Source organism: Pseudomonas sp. GW821-FHT09C08, from assembly GCF_059418125.1.
On sequence record NZ_JBWKPG010000012.1, the window covers coordinates 56,896 to 72,241 of the forward strand.

Consider the following 15,346-nt stretch of genomic DNA (forward strand, 5'->3'; position numbering starts at 1 on the left):
CACACACCTACCAAGTTGAATTTTTGAAGGCCAGGTACTTGCTCGCCAATTCCCGGGCAAAGTCGGCGGACTGCTCGATGGACATGGTTGGCTTGGAGTACCCCAGCAGCGCCTGCATGACGGCCATGCATTGCGGGTTGTAGGTGACCGATCCGTCACAGTGGATTTCGTCGATGCCATCCTGGCCCTGGCAGATGCTATTGATGCGCACCGCTTCGTCCTGGGGGCAGGCCTCGCTGAACTGCACGTCGATCCGCCCCTCGTGCAACTTCACCGGATAGCCACCCGGCAGCCCAAGCGGGCCCGGTGCATGCACCCACACCGGCGTGGGGGAAAACAGGCCTTCGATGACGGTGACCGCAGAGCAGGCCGTCAGGAACTGCCCATCGATCCCGCCCAGGCGGCGGAACTCGGACTTCACCGTGGAGAAGATCTCTGCGTCTGACAGGTGCGTTACTGGCGGCCGGTCGCGCACCTCGTATAACAAGCGGTAGCTGGCACGCGGCGGCAACCCACCGCGCGGCACGTAGTGGCTGAAGTAGTGCTGGGTATACAACTGCACCTGCACGTCGGCGGGCGCGCATTCGAGCAACCGCGCGATGGAAAGCTGCGTGGCCGGGATCAGGTTGGCCACGTTGCCTACGCCGATATCCGGCGCCAGGCCGACCCTGGCCAGAATCGGATTGACGGCATCGGGGAAGGCCGCATTCACGGTCCTGGCCGAGATGCCGGAGGCTTTTACCGCCTGCATCAGGCAATGCATCAACGTCAGGTGCATAGGCAACCAGGGACCGAATTGCGCCTGGTCGAGCTGCTCGAACGACAACCTCGGCAAGCCGGTAATCACCCGCCACGACTGCAACGACGCGCAGTTCACCAGCATGTCCGGCGCTTCTTCACGCAGCACTCGCGTCACCTTGGGGATATCCGTCAGGTCGGCGATCACCGGCTTGATTGCGATGTACTGGCCCAACTGGGCGCAGGACAGCGCCACCAGGTTGCACAGTCGGACAGTCGACTCTTCGTTGCGCCCCAGCACCACAAATTCGAAGGCGTTTTTTGGCCCGAGAATCTTCAGGATCTGCAGGCACAGGTTGCCGGCGCCCACCAGCAGCAGTTTTTTCTTGCGCAGGGACTGGCTCACCGTGGGTAGGCTCCGTTGTCCACGGGGATGACCTTGCCGGTCATGTGCCGGAAGCCCTCACCGATCAGCAGCAAAATCACCTCGGCCACACCGCTGGGCAGGATGGGATCCTTGAGGATCTCCTGGCGTGCGTACTCCACACGGCGGTACCCGGGGATGGTGTCGTAGATCGCGGTCTCATGGATCAGCGCCGGCGAGACCGCGTTGACCCGCACAAACGGCGCGAAATTCCAGGCATTGGCCTTGGTCAGGCCGATGACCGCGGCCTTGGTCGCACCGTAGAGTGCGTCACAGCTGCCGACCTCGCCCGCTACCGAGGAAATATTGACGATGGCGCGCGGGGCCTCGTGCTTCATCTCGCGCTCGGCAAAATCCCTGGACAGATACACCAGCGCCTTGAGGTTCACATTGAGGATTTCGTCGATCTGCTCATCGGAATAGGCGTAGACGCTTTTGCCGTGGTAGATCCCGGCGTTATTGACCAGCCCGTAGATCGTTGTATGGCGCTCATACAGCGCGGGGATAAACCCCTTGATAACGGCGGGGTCGGAGAAGTCGGCAACGTGAGTCTCCAGGACCTCGCGGCCATGAAGCCCCTGCAGCCGTTCCAGGCCCTGTCGATCCTTGTCGGCCGCAATAACGAAGTAACCGTCCTTAATCGCCTGTTCGACAGTCGCCCGGCCGATGCCATTGGCCGCGCCGGTAATAATCAACTTCTTCATACCACAATCCTTATTGGCAAAATTCATTCATGCGCGCATAAAACGTGCGGTGGTATTCGTACAATTCCCGCAACTTCGGAAATTGATCGAGTACTGTCATATCAATCTGTTGTTTAGCCGGCGAAATAATCCGTTCACTGTTTTCTGCCGCCACGTGCCAACTTCTCCAGGTTTTCCACTGGGGCGGGCATTCACGTTTCCACGTCATGGCGTGAGGCAGGAATTCAATCTCCAGGTAATCACATAGTTTGCGTATTACCCGTTCCGGCTCAGCCGCCAGATCATCGGCATTGATCACATAGGGCACTGTTCCGGTCAGTTTGGTGACCACGCAAAAGATGTCATATAACGCTTTATGCCCAATGGCCTGGACAGGCATATCGGGATGGACCCGATGATGGGAAATAATGCTGCTGGCCGGTTCACGAATAAGAAAGATATTGGCTTGTTGTGCGAGGAACCCAAGATCAACTTTCAAGTCATCCAGGCAGTGGTAGCACATGTCTTTATGAAACACATTGCTGCGCTGTTTGGCCGCCAGCAGGTGCTCTTTGATGCCCTCGTACGTGGTGGGCAAACTGTGGTCCCACTCATCCGAAGGAATCGCCGACGCCTCGGTAAACGCCATGTGCGCAAAAGGCTCGTGGAACACTTCAAAATCTCCACGCTCGATGAACACCCGTTCCAGCACGGTGGAGCGCGAACGTGGGTGGGCCCACAACCCGATCATCTTGTTCATGCGATCACCCCGAATTCGGCAGCGAGCAGCGCGGTGAGCGACCGCTTGAACGGCTTCGCCACCGGGCAGAGTCGCACGCAGTAATCGGCCAGCCGCCGGTGCGCGCTGTTGGCCTCGTTGCAGGCGTTGATAAACGCCTCATGGTTGCCGAAGTCGTACGCTTCGATGCTGTCGATGAAATAGGCTTCGCAGAAGTACGGAATCCGGATCAGCTTGGCGAAGATCGACGCCGGCGGCGTCAACGGCTGCGTCGCCGGGACAACCGGCTTGCCGTGGCTCTCACGCTCGATCAGGAACTCCACCACGTCCGGCGTCAGCGTGTAGCAGGTCGCCTTCAGCCCGGTTTTTTCCAGGTGCCAGCAGTGCTTGTTGCCGCGCTCGTCGACATCGATCTTGATGCTGGACAGCAGGGTCTTGACCGGCACCGTCGACGCCGCGACCAGCGCCTGGATCTGCTCGTAGACCATCAGTTCGGCCCAGCGCAGTTCCTCCGGGCTCAGCGCCAGGCCGCGCTCCGCCGCCTGCAACGCAAATTCCGGCTGACAGGCAAACCGTCCGATCATGAAGGTAATCACGTGCCGGCAATGACGGGTGTCGATACCGTGACTGCGTGCGGTCGCCATGCCCCGCTCGATGGCCTGCAGGCCGGCCTGGAACTGCGAGACCGTGAAGCAGAAGGTGATATTCACCGAACCGCCCCGGGCCACCAGGTATTCGACGGTGGCCATGCCCTCCAGGCTGCCGGGCACCTTGACCATCACGTTCGGCGCCAGTTGCTGCAGTTCCAGCCCGCGGGCCGTCATGCGTTCGATACAACGCACATCCACCGGGTCGACCTGCGCGCACATCCAGCCTTCGACCTGACCCGACTGCACCCAGAGCGCCTGGAGCGCTGCGGCGCCCTCGGCAATCACTTCGTTGTAGAGCTTCTTGCGCAACTCTGCGGGCGACAGGCTCGCCAGGTTGAAGCGCGACGACCAATACTCGCGCTTGTCGAGAATGGCTGCGGTCACCAGCCGGGGGTTGGTGGTCACACTGCTGAAGCCGCTGCCCTGCGAGAACTCATCGGGCATCACCTGCTCGATATGCGCAATCGCCGCCGGGTACTTGTCCAGCAAGTGACTTTTAAAAGGCGCGTACACCACCGGCGATGAATCCCACCACACTTCTGAACCGGGGTCATTGGCCTTAAGCCGTTCTCTATAACCGTGTACGCTCACAACGCCTCCTCCCTGAGTAAGGTCAATGATTAATAAGGGACAACACTTCACGCATATCGGAAAACGGTAATGCCCCGGCCGCTGCCAACTGTGCGTGGCGACTGGGCGGGCCAAACCCCAGCACTTTTATATGCGCTGCCATCGCCGCCTGGACGCCGGTGACACTGTCTTCAACTACCCAGGCGTCAGCGGTGTCAATGTTGTAAGTTGCACAGGCGGTTAAAAACACCAGGGGATCGGGTTTCCAACGGCCCAACTCATAACAACTGAATATCCGCCCCTCGAAGTAAGGCAACAGCCCGGTAATGCGCAGGCAATGTTCTATCTTGTTGCGCGGCGCACTCGACGCTACGCAATAAGGCACCGTCAAGGACTGCAGGACTTCAACCATTCCATCAGTGGCTTTCAAGTTGAGTGTCAGTGCCGCCAGGGCCTGGTGTCGAAAGTGTGCTTCGAACTGACTGTCCAACTCGATATTTAATAACCCTTGCGCTTCGCGCAAACACTCAGCGATGCGACGACCGCGGAAGCGCTCGATATACGTTTCTTCATCCAGTTTGAAACTGCCCGTTACTTGGGCATTCAGCAGGGTAATCAACACAGACAGGGTGATTTCTTCACTGTGAACTAAGACACCGTCGCAATCGAAGATAATCAACTTGGGAGCGCGTAATAACGCGGCCCGTTTTTCCTGCTCTGGTAGTTCCCCTATAACGGCCGACAGGCACATACATTTCTCTTATAGGTGGCCCCGCGATGACATCCGAACTACCAACGGAGCGGGTTGAGGTGTGCCTATAAGACACGCGACAAAAAATCCTGTCAAACGCTTTTGAGCGGTTTTTTAGTATCTTATGGTTATTTCTTATTATTCTTTTATTCCATTTATCACCATGGTTGTAGTCGCTAAAATCACACGGATGAACTTCCGTTGCGCGGCGTCAGTCAGCTACTTGAACTCACGAATTTAAGGTCGGGTGGGCAATGCACATCTCGTTGGAGCAACAAGTGGCACTGGTGACAGGCGCCAGTTCCGGAATCGGCGCCGGCGCGGCCAAGGCGTTGGCCCAGGCCGGCGCCGCCGTCGTGCTCAATTACAACGCCCAGGCCGCACCGGCCGAAGCCCTGGCGGCCGAGATTAATGCAGAAGGCGGCCGGGCGATTGCCATTGGCGCCGATGTGTCCAAAGAGGCCGACGTAGAACGTTTATTCGCCCAGACCCTCGAGGCCTTCGGTCACCTCGACATCCTGGTGGCCAATTCCGGTATGCAAAAGGACGCCAACCTGGTCGACATGAGCCTGGACGACTGGAACAGCGTGATCGGCGTCAACCTCACCGGGCAGTTCCTGTGTGCACGCGCGGCCGTGCGTATCTTCAATCGCCAGGGCCTGCGTGAAGGCGTGTCGCGGGCGGCCGGCAAGATCATCCACATGAGTTCGGTGCACCAGCTCATTCCCTGGGCCGGGCATGTGAATTACGCGGCGTCCAAGGGCGGCGTGGAAATGTTGATGCGCACCCTCGCCCAGGAAGTCAGCGAACAGCGCATCCGCATCAACGGCATTGCGCCCGGCGCGATCCGCACCGCGATCAACCGCGCCGCCACTGAAGGCGCGGCAGCGAAGGAGCTGCTGAAGCTGATTCCCTACGGCCGCATCGGCGATGTGGAGGACGTGGCCAACGCGGTGGTGTGGCTGGCCAGTGATGCCTCCGACTATGTAGTGGGCAGCACCTTGTTTATTGACGGCGGCATGAGCCTTTATCCGGAGTTTCGTGGCAATGGTTGATTTGAATGACGAGCAACAAAGCGCCATCGATGCCCACGGCATCATCGGCGACATGCGCAGTGCCGCCCTGGTGAATGACAAAGGCAGCATCGATTTCTTCTGCTGGCCGGAATTCGACAGCCCGTCGATCTTCTGCTCGCTGCTGGACACCCCCGGTGCCGGGATTTTCCAGCTCACCCCCGACCTGCCCAACGCGCGACGCGAGCAGATCTACCTGCCTGATACCAATGTGCTGCAAACCCGCTGGCTCAGCGACGAAGCCGTGGTCGAAGTCACCGACCTGCTGACCATCAGCGAAGAAATCGACGACCTGCCCCTGCTGATCCGCCGCGTGCGTGTGGTCAGCGGCAAGGCCACCCTCCACCTGCATTGCGCCGTGCGCCATGATTACGCGCGCGCGTCCACCCACGCCGCCCTCGATAACGGCACCGTGTGTTTCACCGCCGATGGCCAGCCAGGCCTGCGCCTGGCCGGCAGCCACCCGCTGCAGATCGAAAACGACGCCGCCGTGGCGCACTTTGAGCTGGGCCAGGAAGAAGGCGCCGAGTTCGTGCTCGGCGGCCAGGACGATGAGCGTGTGGACAGCGGCTGCACCGACCTTGCACTGGCCCATACCTTGAAGTTCTGGCGCGGCTGGATCGCGCAGTCGAACTATCGCGGGCGCTGGCGCGAAATGGTCAACCGCTCGGCCCTGGCGCTCAAGCTGCTGACCTCGCGCAAACACGGCGCAATCATTGCCGCCGCGACCTTCGGACTGCCGGAAACCCCAGGCGGCGAGCGCAATTGGGACTACCGCTACACCTGGATCCGCGACGCCTCGTTCACCGTCTACGCCTTCATGCGCCTGGGCTTTGTCGAAGAAGCCAACGCCTATATGCGTTGGCTCAAGGGCCGGGTCAGCGACTGCTGCGGCCAGCCGACCAAGATCAATATCCTCTACGGCATCGACGGTCGCCAGGAGCTGCCCGAAACCCAGCTGGAGCATTTGAGCGGCCACGGTGGCGCCAAACCGGTGCGCATCGGCAATGAGGCGGTCGACCAGATCCAGCTGGATATCTATGGCGAACTGATGGACGCGGTGTACCTGGTCAACAAGTACGGCGAGGCCATCTCCCACGAGGGCTGGAAACACACGGTGGAAGTCACCGATCAGGTCTGCGAGATCTGGAACCGCAAAGACGTGGGCATCTGGGAGATGCGCGGCGAGCAGCATCACTTCCTGCATTCGCGGCTGATGTGCTGGGTAGCCCTGGACCGGGCGATCCGCCTGGCGTCCAAGCGCTCGCTGCCGGCGCCGTTTGCACGCTGGGACCAGACGCGCCAGGCCATCTACGCCGACATCTGGAGCAACTTCTGGAACGAGGAACGCGGACACTTCGTGCAGCACATCGGCAGTACGGCGCTCGACGGCTCGATGCTGCTGATGCCGCTGGTGCGTTTCGTCGCCGCCACCGACCCGCGCTGGCTCTCGACCCTGGAAGCCATCCAGAAAAGCCTGGTGCGCGATGGCATGGTCTACCGCTACCGCAACGACGACAGCCAGATCGACGGCCTGCAAGGCACCGAAGGCGCGTTTGCCGCCTGCTCGTTCTGGTACGTCGAATGCCTGGCCCGCGCCGGGCAGGTGGAGAAGGCCCACCTGGAGTTCGAGCAACTGCTGCGCTACGCCAACCCGCTGGGGTTGTACGCCGAAGAGTTCGACAGCCAGGCCCACCACCTCGGCAATACCCCCCAGGCCTTGAGCCATCTGGCGTTGATCAGCGCGGCCACCTTCCTGGACCGCAAGCTCAGCGGTGAGAAGACCACCTGGCAACCCTGAGGTGGGCTGTGCACAATGGGGCGCCCCTCGACCCGTCACGGGAGCCCCATGCGCCAGGTACTGCTGATCATCGATGTGCAACCTTCCTTCAACCCTCCCGAGTGGCTGGTGGACGGCATCAATGCCCTGCTCGGGCGATTGCCGTCAGTGGCCACCGTGGAGCGCCATGACGAGAGCATCACGCCCTTCACCCGCCAGCTCGGCTGGCAACCGGCCCCGGATGACCGCAGCCTGATCGCGGCAGATCGCGTCTTCATCAAGCACGGCTATGCGCCGACACCCGAAACCATCGCCTACCTGAAAAGCCTGGCCCCCGAGCGCGTGCTGGTGTGCGGTATCCAGACCGACACCTGCGTATTGGCGGCGGGGTTTGCGTTGTTCGATGCCGGGCTGCAGCCGACCTTGATCAGCGACTTGACGGTCGGCTCGTCGCTGGATCGCTCGGGCAAGCTGGGCGTGGATCTGTGGCGGCACCACTTCAAACAGGTGCGCAGCAGCGCCGAGCTGGACCTGGACAAGTAACCCTACTGTCTTCAGGCGCGCCCTATCCCGTCACGCCCGTGGACTACAGTTGCAACACCGCTGACCCACCGACAGGAGCCCCCATGACCGCACTGCTCTATATACGTACCTCCATGCTCGACGTGGCTTATGAAGCCCATGGCCCCGCCGACGGTACCCCGGTGATCCTGCTGCATGGCTTTCCCTACGACCCGCGCGGCTACGACGCGATCGCGCCGGTGCTGGCCGCGCGCGGGTGTCGGGTGCTGGTGCCGTACCTGCGAGGCTATGGCCCGACGCGGTTTATCAATGAGCAAGTGCTGCGCTCCGGGCAACAGGCGGCGCTGGCCAAGGACTTGCTCGAGTTCATGGATGCGTTGTCGATCCCGCAGGCCACGCTTGCCGGGTATGACTGGGGTGGCCGCGCCGCGTGTATTGTCGCGGCGCTGTGGCCGCAGCGGGTGCGCGGGTTGGTGACCGGGGACGGCTACAACCTCCAGGACATCGCCAAGTCGCTCAAGCCGCGCTCGCCCGTGACGGAGCATCGGTTGTGGTACCAGTTCTACTTTCATACCCAGCGCGGCGTGGATGGGCTGACCGCCAATCGCGCGCAGTTGTGCAAGTTGCTCTGGTCACTGTGGTCGCCGTCCTGGGCCGAGGGGCCGAGCCTGTATGACCAGACGGCGCCGTCGTTCGACAATCCGGACTTTGTCGAGGTGGTGATTCACTCCTATCGCCATCGCTTCATGTACGCACCCGGCGACCCGGCGTTGGAGCCCATCGAAGTGGCCCTGGCCCTGCAACCGCCGATTTCGGTGCCGAGCATTTCGCTGTGTGGTGCCGATGATGGCGTCGGACCACCGCCGGAAGAGGATGACGATGTGGAGCACTTCAGCGGCTTTTACCGGCGCGAAGTGTTGCCCGGCGTCGGCCACAATATTCCCCAGGAAGCCCCGCAGGCGACTCTGGCAGCGATCATTGAGTTGCTCGACCGACGCTAGGGCGCAGCCGCAAGCCGGAAGCTGAAGACGCTGCCCTGCCCCGCTACGCTTTCCGCCCACAGCGTGCCGCCATGGGCCTGGATGATCCCGTGGGAAATGTACAAGCCCAGGCCGCTGCCGGTGGGGTTGCCCTCGCGGGACGTCCAGTAGCGTTCGAAGATGTAAGGCAGTTGCGCCGCGCCGATGCCGGCGCCGTTGTCGCAGACGCGAAACAGCACGTGATCATCCGCCGCCTGGGCGAGCACCTCGATTGCGCCGCCCAGGCCGGTGAATTTCAAGGCATTGCCGAGCAGATTGGAAAACACCTGGAACAGTCGCTCCGGGTCGGCCTCGACGCGCAGCCCTGGCTGGGCCTGCCAGGTCAGGTTGACGCCCTTGGCCGCCGCCAGCGGCTGCCACATCAGGCCCAGTTGCTCCAGGGTCGTCACCACATCCAGCGGTTGCGGGGCCACCCGGTAACGCCCGGCCTCGATGCGCGAAATATCAATCAGGTCTTCGAGCAAGGTGTTCATGCGCGAGGTGGCGTTCTGCATGGTTTCAATTGCGCTGGTCAGGCGCAGGCTGGCCTTGGTGTCGTCGACGGGCACCAGCTTGCGCATCATGCCGCACTGCATCAGCAGAATGGTCAGCGGGCTGCGCAGGTCATGGGAGACCACCGCCACCAACTCATCCCGCGCGCGCACGGCGGCGTGTTCGCGCTGTACCTGGCGCGCCAGGTCATGTTCCAGGGCGTGGCGGCGCAGGCTTTCCACCGCGAGCAACTCCGAGGGCGACCATTGCAGCGCCTTGCCGTCGACCTGCTGCTTCCATCGCTCAAACGACAGGCGCGGGCTCAATGTGGTCGTGCCCGCTTCGCGCGATTTGATCGGCTCGCCGCTCCAGTGCACGGTGGTCTGGACCTCCGGGCGGAACCACATCACCGCGTTGTCCACCGGCTTTGGCAGGCGAAAAGCCAACAGGCCGCTGGCGATGGCTTGATAAGCCACCGCCGGCGGGAACTCCGCGCCCAATTGATGGCTGCAGACCACGCCCTTGCCCTGCGCCTGGAGCCACGGATACAAGGCGCGGATCTCTTCCTCGGTGGGGCACACGCCAAACCGGTGCAGCCGCGCCTCCACCAGAATCGCAAGCCCATCGGCGGCCGTCAGGTTGAGCAAGATCTGCGCGTGCGGGCGCAGGCTCTCCATCACGTCACAGGTCTGCAGCGCCATGGCAGTCGCCAGCGCATCGATCATGCTGGTTTTTTCCTGCTGCTGGCGGCGGGCCTCCTGCTCCTGGAGCAAGGTGATCTGCATCGACAGCAACTGGCCAATGCTGGTGCAGGCGGTGCGCAACTCATGGGGCACGCGCAGGGGCTCGCGGTGGCCGCAGGTGATCAGGCCCCAGAGCTGGTCGTCCTTGAGCAGGGAAATACTCATCGACGAACGCACGCCCATGTTTTTCAGGTAATGGCAGTGCACCGGCGAGACACTGCGCAGCACCGCGAAACTGAGGTCCAGCGCCTGGCCGGTGTCGGGGCGCAGGGCCGGCAGGATCGGCACTGGCGTGTAGGCGGCATCGGGAATCACGCGAATCCAGTTCAGCCGGTACAGTTCACGCGCCTGGGGCGGGATATCCGACGCCGGAAAACACAGGCCCAGGTACGGCGGCATGCCGTCACTGAGGGACTCGCCGATCACCTTGCCGTGGCCCTCATGCTCGAATCGGTACAGGGTGACGCGGTCATAGCCGGTGAGTGCGCGGATCTCGGTGACGCAGATCTGGTACAGCCCATCGAGGCTCTTCGCCGACTGCAGGCGACGCAGGGCACGGGCGACATGCAGCGCGGCGGCATGCCGGGGTGTCACGGCGCGCTCCAGTTCGAGAAACAGCACGCCCTGGTGCCGGTGCAGCAAGGCGTCAAAAAGATCACCGTTGAGCGTCACTGGGCGCAGCTCGTCTTCATCCGTGTCCAGGTCGACCAGCGCCAGGCGCACCTGGGCTAACGCGTCTGCGCCGATCAGGCTGCCCAGCGCCTGGCCGCACAACGACTCGCCGCCAAGGCCCAACACGGTATTGACGTTGGCGCTGGCCTGCAGCACCACCAGCGTCGGCTCACTGAGGGTCAGCAGCAACCCGTGGGGCTGGATCGAGCCGGGAATGTGAATAGGCTCGCTTGCGCAATCGTCCGACAGGGGGACGGCGCCGATCACAGGCAATGGCTTCATGAGCAGCGTCACGCCGGGGGGCGGAGGAAACAGCGGTGCAGCGGCGGGTGCTCACTGCGCAAGGTAGTCAGCCAACATAGCACCTTGGTACAGATGTGTACGTTTTCGTTCAAGCCGGATCGTAGAACCGCTCGCGGTAGGCCTGGGGCGTGACTCGCAGGGCGCGCAAAAAGCTGCGGCGCAGCGTCTCTTCACAGCCAAAACCGCAGTGCACGGCGATGCGCTTGATCGATGCGGTGCTGTCGGCCAGTTGCCGGCGTGCGGTTTCTACCCGGATCAACTCGACGGCGCGCGCGGGCGTCTGGCCAGTTTCGGCGCGGTAGTGACGCACGAAACTGCGCTCGCTCATGCCCGCCTGGGCGGCGAGCGTCGCGATGTTGAGGTCGAGGGTGAGGTTGTCGGCGATCCAGGCGTGCAGCTCGGCAAAGCGGCTGCCGGCTTTTTGCAGCGACAGGGTCACGCTGAACTGCGATTGGCCGCCGGGGCGCTTGAGGAACACCACCAGGTGCCGCGCCACTTCCAGGGCCACGGCGCGGCCCAGGTCTTCCTCGACCAGGGCCAGGCACAAGTCGATGCCGGCCGTCACACCAGCGGACGTCCACACTGAGCCTTGCTGGATAAAGATCGGGTTGGACTCCACCGTCAGCGCGGGAAACTTGCGCGCCAGTTCCTCGCAGCGGGTCCAGTGGGTAGCGACGCGGCAACCGTCGAGCAAGCCGCTGGCGGCCAGCAGGAAAGCCCCGGTGCACACCGACGTCATGCGCCGGGTATGACGGGATTTTTCACGCACCCACTGCACCAGCGCGGCGTCTTCGGCGACGCCGTACACGCCCCAGCCACCGGCGATCACCAAGGTGTCGCAAGGTGCGTCGACAGCGGGCAGCGGCTGCGCCACCAACGCCAGGCCCGCCGAGGTCATGACCGGTTCTGCCTGGTCGGCGATCACGCTGACGGCGTACGGCAACGGCAAGCCGCGTTGGCGCGCCAGGTCATTGGCCGAAGCGAACACCTGTAACGGCCCGGTCACATCGAGGACCTGGGCGTTATCGAAAGCGAGGACGTGGATGATTCTGGGCATGATTGGCGTGATTGGTGGGCTCAATGGCGTATTCGCCAAAGCCTAGGCCTCTAGAGTGAAGTCGTCCACCCCTTTAGCGGAGCTTCATTCATGACCTTGCAGATTGGCTTTCTGTTGTTCCCCGGCATCCAGCAACTGGACCTGACCGGCCCTTATGACGTGCTGGGCTCGCTGCCGGAGGTGAAGCTGCACCTGATATGGAAGGACCTCGCACCGGTCACGTCCAGCACCGGCCTGGTGTTCACCCCGACCATGACTTATGCCGACTGCCCTGCCCTGGATGTTATTTGCGTGCCCGGCGGTTCCGGCGTGGGCGCATTGATGGAAGACCCGTCCACCCTGGACTTCCTCAAGGCCCAGGCGCACACCGCGCGCTACGTGACTTCGGTGTGCACCGGCTCGCTGGTGCTCGGTGCAGCGGGTTTGCTGCGCGGGCGCAAGGCCACGACTCACTGGGCCTACCACGACCTGCTCGCCCCGCTTGGCGCGATCCCGGTCCAGGCGCGTGTCGTGCGCGACGGCAACCTGTTCACCGGTGGCGGAATCACCGCCGGTATCGACTTCGCCCTGACCCTGGCGGCCGAGCTGTACAGCGAAGCGGCGGCGCAGCTGGTGCAACTGCAGATCGAATACGCGCCGGCGCCGCCGTTTGATTCGGGCAGCCCCGACACCGCGCCGAAGCACGTACTGGAAGAAGCCCACAAACGCACCGCCGAGTCGCGCAAGACCCGCGGAGAAATCGTCGCACGGGCGGCGGCACGGTTGGGCTGAGGTTGAGCCTGGGAAGCTGGCGGTACCTGTGGCGAGCTTGCTCGCCACAACAGGCTCAGGCCGGACGAGACATCAGCGCCAGGCGCACGGCCAGCACGGTCAACACCGTCGCCAGGCCCCATTTCTGCAACGCCGCACCCGCTGAACGGCCGGCAAAAAACCGGCTGACTGTGCCGCCGAAAATCCCCAGCAACAGGTGAAACACCGCGGCGATCACTGTCAGTACGCCGCCCAGCACCAGCAGTTGTATCGCGATCGACCCCGTCTCAGGGCGCACGAATTGCGGCAGGAACACCACAAAGAACAGCAGCGCCTTTGGATTGAGCAGGCTGTTGAGCATGGCCTGCAAAAACACTCGGCCCAGCGGCACCCGCTCGACTTGAGCCTGCGCCCCACCCGGACGTTTCTGCAGCGTCTTGAACACCAGCCACAGCAGATAGATCACCCCGGCAAAGCGGATCAGGTCGAACGACGGCGGCCAACTCGCGACCACCGCAGTGACCCCCGAGGCGGTCAACCCGGTCAACAGCAGGTCTGCCACGCCAATGCCCAGCGCCGAGGCCATTCCCCCGCGCCAGCCATGGGTCACCCCATGGGTGATGACAAACGCCATGTTCGGCCCCGGCGATAACAGCAACAGCAGCACAGCACCGGAAAACACCGCCAGGATTGCAAGGTCGATCATGCTCGCGCCATCCATGAGGAAAAGCCTGCAGATTAGTCGGCTCACCCCGGCCGAACAAAAAATTGTGCTGGATACATTGCGTGCCGGGAATTGCGAATGGCCACGACCACCGTCTAGAATGCGAAACATTATCAATTAAGACTGCTGCGCCAGGATGCCCATGTCGAGCGACCACCCACTGGACCATGCCGCCATCGGCCAGCTGTACCACGCCCATCATTCCTGGCTGCGTGGCTGGCTGAACCGCCGCACCGGTTGCCGTGAACATGCCGCCGACCTGGCGCAGGAAACCTTCGTGCGCTTGCTCAACGCACGCAAGCAGCAGACCTTGCAACAGCCCCGCGCCTACCTGAGCAGCATCGCGCGCAGCCTGATGATCGACCAGTACCGGCGCCGCGAATTGGAACGCGCCTACCTCGAAAGCCTCGCCCACTTCCCCGAGGTCGAGGTGCCGTCGGAAGAAACCCGGTGGCTGATCCTCGACAGCCTGGAACGCATCGATCGCCTGCTCGACCAGCTTAAGCCACGGGTGCGCGAAGCCTTCCTGCTGGCGCAACTGGATGGCCTGACCTGCGCGCAGATCGCCCTGCGCCTGGGCGTGTCCAAGGCTACCGTGGAGCGCGACCTGGCCAAGGCGCTGCACGCCTGTTATCGGTTGCGCTATGCCGAACTCTGACCCGCGCCTGGTGGACCAGGCCATTCAATGGATGATCAAGCTGCGTTTCAACGTGGCCGACGACGTCAGCACCGCCGCGTTCGATCGCTGGCTGCACACCAGCGCCGAGCACCAGCAGGTGTGGCAGCGGGTGGCGACCATGAACGATGATTTCAACCAGCTGCCGGCCCAGGTCGGCCGCCATGCCCTGCAAGGTGCGCGTCAACGCATCAGCCGCCGCGAAGGCTTGAAGCTGCTCGGGCTGGTGGCCGGGGCAGCGGGATTGACCTGGCTCGGTCGCGACTACACACCGCTGCCCGGCTTGATGGCCGACTACCGCACCGCCACGGGTGAGCGGCGTTGGGTGGCGTTGGACGACGGCAGCAAGATCCAGCTCAACAGCGCCAGCGCCTTCGACGCCACGTTCAGTGCCGAGCGCCGCCTGGTGCACCTGCACCGGGGCGAAATACTGGTGAACACGGGCGTCGACGACCGGCCACTGTGGGTACAGACCCGCGACGGTTACCTGCGTGCCCTCGGCAGCCGCTTCCTGGTGCGTGAAGAAGCCCAGGGCACGCTGCTCGCCGTCCAACAGGGCGCCGTGGCGTTATTTGCCAACAGCCGGGAGGCCAACGCGCGCCACGTGCTCAAGCCCGGCGAGCAGATGCTGTTCGACCACACCGGCATTCATGCGCCCATCGCCAACGGCCTCGATCCCTGGGGTTGGAGTGACGGCGTGATCAGTGCCCACAATATGCGCCTGGACGACTTCCTCAGCGAGTTGAGCCGCTACCGCAATGGCCTGCTGCGTTGCAGTGAAGCGGTGGCCGGGTTGCGCGTATCGGGGACTTATCAGTTGAACGATACCGATCAGGTGCTGAGCCTGGTGGCGCAATCGCTGCCGGTCGACGTCACCTACCGCAGCCGTTATTGGGTGACCGTCAGCCCTCGGGTTTAACGTTTCGAAAAATAAATGAGGTGAATTCTCATTGCCGCTCGACCTGTAAGGAAAGGCCGAT

General features: G+C 62.8%; 15 protein-coding genes. 7 read left to right on the forward strand and 8 right to left on the reverse strand.

Features of this window, described 5'->3' with window-relative positions; genetic code table 11:
• Positions 1-7 precede the first annotated feature (7 nt).
• From AC07OJ_RS27935 to AC07OJ_RS27955, 5 genes are all read right to left on the reverse strand, one after another.
• Positions 8-1,144, reverse strand: coding sequence for a hypothetical protein (locus tag AC07OJ_RS27935; RefSeq protein ID WP_495095614.1), 1,137 nt, complete (start codon positions 1,142-1,144; stop codon positions 8-10).
• A complete protein-coding gene (locus tag AC07OJ_RS27940; RefSeq protein WP_495095615.1) occupies positions 1,141-1,866 on the reverse strand; it encodes an SDR family NAD(P)-dependent oxidoreductase in 726 nt (241 codons plus the stop codon). The genes AC07OJ_RS27935 and AC07OJ_RS27940 overlap by 4 nt, the downstream gene beginning before the upstream one ends.
• A gap of 10 nt (positions 1,867-1,876) precedes the next feature.
• Positions 1,877-2,605, reverse strand: coding sequence for a sulfotransferase-like domain-containing protein (locus tag AC07OJ_RS27945; protein WP_495095616.1), 729 nt, complete (start codon positions 2,603-2,605; stop codon positions 1,877-1,879).
• Positions 2,602-3,678 (reverse strand): transaldolase family protein, encoded by a 1,077-nt coding sequence (locus tag AC07OJ_RS27950; RefSeq protein ID WP_216864351.1) that lies wholly within the window; start codon positions 3,676-3,678, stop codon positions 2,602-2,604. Before AC07OJ_RS27950 ends, AC07OJ_RS27945 begins: the two co-directional genes overlap by 4 nt.
• Positions 3,679-3,847: 169 nt before the next feature.
• The gene (locus AC07OJ_RS27955; protein ID WP_065907202.1) at positions 3,848-4,555 is read right to left on the reverse strand and encodes an HAD family hydrolase; all 708 of its coding nucleotides are present in this window, start codon (positions 4,553-4,555) and stop codon (positions 3,848-3,850) included.
• Positions 4,556-4,809: 254 nt separating this feature from the next.
• On the opposite strand from AC07OJ_RS27955, the gene AC07OJ_RS27960 reads away from it, so the two are divergent.
• From AC07OJ_RS27960 to AC07OJ_RS27975, 4 genes are all read left to right on the forward strand, one after another.
• The gene (locus AC07OJ_RS27960; RefSeq protein ID WP_106804602.1) at positions 4,810-5,610 is read left to right on the forward strand and encodes a glucose 1-dehydrogenase; all 801 of its coding nucleotides are present in this window, start codon (positions 4,810-4,812) and stop codon (positions 5,608-5,610) included.
• On the forward strand, positions 5,603-7,429 hold the full coding sequence (locus AC07OJ_RS27965; protein ID WP_495095617.1) for a glycoside hydrolase family 15 protein: 1,827 nt from the start codon (positions 5,603-5,605) through the stop codon (positions 7,427-7,429). The genes AC07OJ_RS27960 and AC07OJ_RS27965 overlap by 8 nt, the downstream gene beginning before the upstream one ends.
• A gap of 48 nt (positions 7,430-7,477) precedes the next feature.
• Positions 7,478-7,951 carry an isochorismatase family protein gene (locus AC07OJ_RS27970; protein ID WP_495005514.1) on the forward strand — a complete coding sequence of 158 codons (474 nt, stop codon included), beginning with the start codon at positions 7,478-7,480 and terminating at the stop codon, positions 7,949-7,951.
• A gap of 83 nt (positions 7,952-8,034) precedes the next feature.
• Positions 8,035-8,931, forward strand: a complete 897-nt coding sequence (locus AC07OJ_RS27975) for an alpha/beta fold hydrolase (protein WP_495095618.1) — start codon at positions 8,035-8,037, stop codon at positions 8,929-8,931.
• On the opposite strand, the gene AC07OJ_RS27980 is transcribed toward AC07OJ_RS27975, so the two are convergent.
• Together AC07OJ_RS27980 and AC07OJ_RS27985 are read right to left on the reverse strand one after the other, a co-directional pair.
• Positions 8,928-11,138: an ATP-binding protein gene (locus AC07OJ_RS27980; protein WP_495095619.1), complete on the reverse strand. Its 2,211-nt coding sequence runs from the start codon at positions 11,136-11,138 to the stop codon at positions 8,928-8,930. The two genes, AC07OJ_RS27975 and AC07OJ_RS27980, sit on opposite strands and share 4 nt — an antisense overlap.
• Before the next feature lie 109 nt (positions 11,139-11,247).
• Complete coding sequence (locus tag AC07OJ_RS27985) at positions 11,248-12,216, reverse strand: GlxA family transcriptional regulator (RefSeq protein ID WP_495095620.1); 969 nt, start codon at positions 12,214-12,216, stop codon at positions 11,248-11,250.
• 90 nt (positions 12,217-12,306) lie between these two features.
• Between AC07OJ_RS27985 and inhA the strand changes: the two genes are divergently transcribed.
• On the forward strand, positions 12,307-12,987 hold the full coding sequence (gene inhA / locus AC07OJ_RS27990; RefSeq protein ID WP_065907219.1) for an isonitrile hydratase: 681 nt from the start codon (positions 12,307-12,309) through the stop codon (positions 12,985-12,987).
• A 55-nt stretch (positions 12,988-13,042) separates the two neighbouring features.
• On the opposite strand, the gene AC07OJ_RS27995 is transcribed toward inhA, so the two are convergent.
• Positions 13,043-13,672 carry a LysE family translocator gene (locus tag AC07OJ_RS27995; protein WP_495095621.1) on the reverse strand — a complete coding sequence of 210 codons (630 nt, stop codon included), beginning with the start codon at positions 13,670-13,672 and terminating at the stop codon, positions 13,043-13,045.
• Between the two features lie 160 nt (positions 13,673-13,832).
• On the opposite strand from AC07OJ_RS27995, the gene AC07OJ_RS28000 reads away from it, so the two are divergent.
• Both AC07OJ_RS28000 and AC07OJ_RS28005 read left to right on the forward strand, forming a co-directional pair.
• On the forward strand, positions 13,833-14,348 hold the full coding sequence (locus tag AC07OJ_RS28000; RefSeq protein WP_106804607.1) for a sigma-70 family RNA polymerase sigma factor: 516 nt from the start codon (positions 13,833-13,835) through the stop codon (positions 14,346-14,348).
• A complete protein-coding gene (locus AC07OJ_RS28005) occupies positions 14,335-15,285 on the forward strand; it encodes a FecR domain-containing protein (RefSeq protein ID WP_495095622.1) in 951 nt (316 codons plus the stop codon). The genes AC07OJ_RS28000 and AC07OJ_RS28005 overlap by 14 nt, the downstream gene beginning before the upstream one ends.
• Positions 15,286-15,346: the final 61 nt, after the last annotated feature.

What these genes read in the sequence shown, in the direction of transcription:
- AC07OJ_RS27940 (WP_495095615.1), bottom strand. Translation starts at nt 1,866, where the DNA reads ATGAAGAAGTTGATTATTACCGGCGCGGCCAATGGCATCGGCCGGGCG.
- AC07OJ_RS27945 (WP_495095616.1), bottom strand. Translation starts at nt 2,605, where the DNA reads ATGAACAAGATGATCGGGTTGTGGGCCCACCCACGTTCGCGCTCCACC.
- AC07OJ_RS27950 (WP_216864351.1), bottom strand. Translation starts at nt 3,678, where the DNA reads ATGCCCGATGAGTTCTCGCAGGGCAGCGGCTTCAGCAGTGTGACCACC.
- AC07OJ_RS27955 (WP_065907202.1), bottom strand. Translation starts at nt 4,555, where the DNA reads ATGTGCCTGTCGGCCGTTATAGGGGAACTACCAGAGCAGGAAAAACGG.
- AC07OJ_RS27960 (WP_106804602.1), top strand. Translation starts at nt 4,810, where the DNA reads ATGCACATCTCGTTGGAGCAACAAGTGGCACTGGTGACAGGCGCCAGT.
- AC07OJ_RS27965 (WP_495095617.1), top strand. Translation starts at nt 5,603, where the DNA reads ATGGTTGATTTGAATGACGAGCAACAAAGCGCCATCGATGCCCACGGC.
- AC07OJ_RS27970 (WP_495005514.1), top strand. Translation starts at nt 7,478, where the DNA reads ATGCGCCAGGTACTGCTGATCATCGATGTGCAACCTTCCTTCAACCCT.
- AC07OJ_RS27975 (WP_495095618.1), top strand. Translation starts at nt 8,035, where the DNA reads ATGACCGCACTGCTCTATATACGTACCTCCATGCTCGACGTGGCTTAT.
- AC07OJ_RS27980 (WP_495095619.1), bottom strand. Translation starts at nt 11,138, where the DNA reads ATGAAGCCATTGCCTGTGATCGGCGCCGTCCCCCTGTCGGACGATTGC.
- AC07OJ_RS27985 (WP_495095620.1), bottom strand. Translation starts at nt 12,216, where the DNA reads ATGCCCAGAATCATCCACGTCCTCGCTTTCGATAACGCCCAGGTCCTC.
- inhA (WP_065907219.1), top strand. Translation starts at nt 12,307, where the DNA reads ATGACCTTGCAGATTGGCTTTCTGTTGTTCCCCGGCATCCAGCAACTG.
- AC07OJ_RS27995 (WP_495095621.1), bottom strand. Translation starts at nt 13,672, where the DNA reads ATGATCGACCTTGCAATCCTGGCGGTGTTTTCCGGTGCTGTGCTGCTG.
- AC07OJ_RS28000 (WP_106804607.1), top strand. Translation starts at nt 13,833, where the DNA reads ATGTCGAGCGACCACCCACTGGACCATGCCGCCATCGGCCAGCTGTAC.
- AC07OJ_RS28005 (WP_495095622.1), top strand. Translation starts at nt 14,335, where the DNA reads ATGCCGAACTCTGACCCGCGCCTGGTGGACCAGGCCATTCAATGGATG.